Source organism: Flavobacterium cyanobacteriorum (genome assembly GCF_002251835.1).
Lineage (GTDB): Bacteria > Bacteroidota > Bacteroidia > Flavobacteriales > Flavobacteriaceae > Flavobacterium > Flavobacterium cyanobacteriorum.
The window spans coordinates 1-1,985 of record NZ_NOXV01000043.1 but is presented as its reverse complement, the minus strand read 5'-3'; the positions used below and the strand labels follow the sequence as shown (position 1 = coordinate 1,985).

At 43.8% G+C, this 1,985-nt stretch carries 3 protein-coding genes; 2 read left to right on the top strand and 1 reads right to left on the bottom strand.

Features of this window, described 5'->3' with window-relative positions:
* Positions 1 to 14 precede the first annotated feature (14 nt).
* A complete protein-coding gene (locus CHU92_RS00385; RefSeq protein WP_094411483.1) occupies positions 15 to 353 on the bottom strand; it encodes an AbiH family protein in 339 nt (112 codons plus the stop codon).
* Positions 354 to 463: 110 nt separating this feature from the next.
* Between CHU92_RS00385 and CHU92_RS00380 the strand changes: the two genes are divergently transcribed.
* Together CHU92_RS00380 and CHU92_RS00375 are read left to right on the top strand one after the other, a co-directional pair.
* Complete coding sequence (locus CHU92_RS00380) at positions 464 to 1,123, top strand: DUF2490 domain-containing protein (protein ID WP_094411481.1); 660 nt, start codon at positions 464 to 466, stop codon at positions 1,121 to 1,123.
* 7 nt (positions 1,124 to 1,130) lie between these two features.
* Positions 1,131 to 1,910, top strand: a complete 780-nt coding sequence (locus CHU92_RS00375; protein WP_094411479.1) for an alpha/beta fold hydrolase — start codon at positions 1,131 to 1,133, stop codon at positions 1,908 to 1,910.
* Positions 1,911 to 1,985 lie beyond the last annotated feature (75 nt).

Below are 1,985 nucleotides of genomic sequence, written 5' to 3'. Positions count from 1 at the left end.
TAAGTTTGATAGTGTTAAATTTTATTTAGGACAGGATTGTTTTTAAATTGTAAATAACTCCGATTGAAATTTTCTTCAGGATAAATGGGGTTGTATGTTTCTGAATATTTTCCAATAAAGTTTTTAAAGTGATTATAGTTTTTGGTTTTTTTTAAATCATTTATAGCACTATACCAACTAGATTGTTTAAATCTAAGATGAACTTTTGTGAAGTCATCCTCATAAAATTTATTTTTCAAATCTGAAAATTTAGAGATAATAGCATTCCAATACCAATCAATAAAATTACAATACCCTGTAGGCAGCCCGTGGGCTAAGTCAAAGCCATTACCTATAATTATTAACCTATTCATTATGTGTTTGTTTGTGCTTCAAATATATATTATTTCATAACACATAGTTGCCTGCTTGGTTAAGATGGTTATTTTTGCTTCTCGCTCTTATTTGGCGTAGCAAAAAAGATATGCAAAAAATAAAACTGCTGGTACTGTTGCTGGCCCCTGTGCTTGGTTATTGCCAACCCGCCGATTTTGGCAACTGGTTTATATATTTCGGCGATAAGAAGCTTAACAATAAATGGAACTGGCACCACGAGGTGCAGTACCGCAATTATAATCTGCTGGGCAATACCGACCAGCTCCTTTTGCGTACCGGTATAGGGTACAACCTGACTGAAAACAACAACAACCTCCTGCTGGGGTATGCCTATATTTACAATGAACCGAATATAGGCGAAACAGATGATAAAAGAAATTTTGCCGAACACCGCATATATCAGCAATTTATTACCAGGCAGAGCTTTGGCAGGATAGCATTGCAGCACCGCTACCGTTTTGAGCAGCGTTTTATTGAGGATGATTTCCGGCTTAGGCTGCGTTACTTTTTATCGGCCAACATTGCGATCAACCAAAAGCAGATGCAGGATAAAACCCTGTACCTTTCCGCCTACAACGAAATATTTATAAATACAGAAGGCAGCAGCTATTTTGACCGTAACCGGCTCTTTGGCGGGCTGGGCTACAGGTTCAGCAAAACATTCAGGGCTGAACTTGGCGTAATGAACCAGTCAACCCAAAAGGTGTCGCGCAACCAGCTTAATGTTATCACCTTCGTTAATTTGTAACCGCTGTATGGAACTGCTCTACAAAAACATCAACATTCACTATACTGATAGCGGCAAAGGCAATGCAATAGTGCTGCTGCATGGTTTTTTAGAGAACAGTACCATGTGGAAGGAACTTGCGCCCGGATGGAGCCGCAAATACAGGATCATTACTATTGACCTGCTGGGGCATGGGCAAACAGGCTGCCTGGGCTATGTACACACTATGGAAGACATGGCCGATGCCGTGCATGCCGTGCTGCACGAGTTGCGGATTCGCAAGGCCATATTTGTGGGGCACTCTATGGGAGGGTATGTGTCGCTGGCTTTTGCAGAGCTGTACCCGGACATGGTAAAGGGGATTGTATTGCAAAACTCAACCTCACGTGCTGACAGCGATGAGCGCAAAGCTAACCGGGACCGTGCCATAAAAGCCGTAAAAGAAAATTACACTGCCTTTGTACGCATGAGCATTGCCAATTTGTTTAGTGAAGGTAACCGTGAGCGGCTTGACGCAGAAATTGAGGCTGTAAAGCAGGAGGCGCTCAAAACCCCTTTACAGGGCATTGTAGCCGCGCTGGAAGGCATGAAAGCCCGTAAAGACCGCGAAGTGATCCTCCATTTTGCCCCCTATCCTGTTTTGCTTGTATTGGGCAGGCAGGACCCCGTGCTCAATTATGAGGACAGCCTGGGGCAGGCTGAAGGTACACCGGTAAAGCTTATAACCTATCCTGACGGGCACATGAGCCACATAGAAAACCGGGAAGGGCTGCAAAAAGACCTGACAGAGTTTATAAAAAGTTGCTGATTTTGGAGCTATTTCCTGCTGTACGCTGTATCTCCCCGCCGCGAAAGCGGGCGGCGGGGAGGATGCCGCTCCCAT

What these genes read in the sequence shown, in the direction of transcription:
- CHU92_RS00385 (WP_094411483.1), bottom strand. Translation starts at nt 353, where the DNA reads ATGAATAGGTTAATAATTATAGGTAATGGCTTTGACTTAGCCCACGGG.
- CHU92_RS00380 (WP_094411481.1), top strand. Translation starts at nt 464, where the DNA reads ATGCAAAAAATAAAACTGCTGGTACTGTTGCTGGCCCCTGTGCTTGGT.
- CHU92_RS00375 (WP_094411479.1), top strand. Translation starts at nt 1,131, where the DNA reads ATGGAACTGCTCTACAAAAACATCAACATTCACTATACTGATAGCGGC.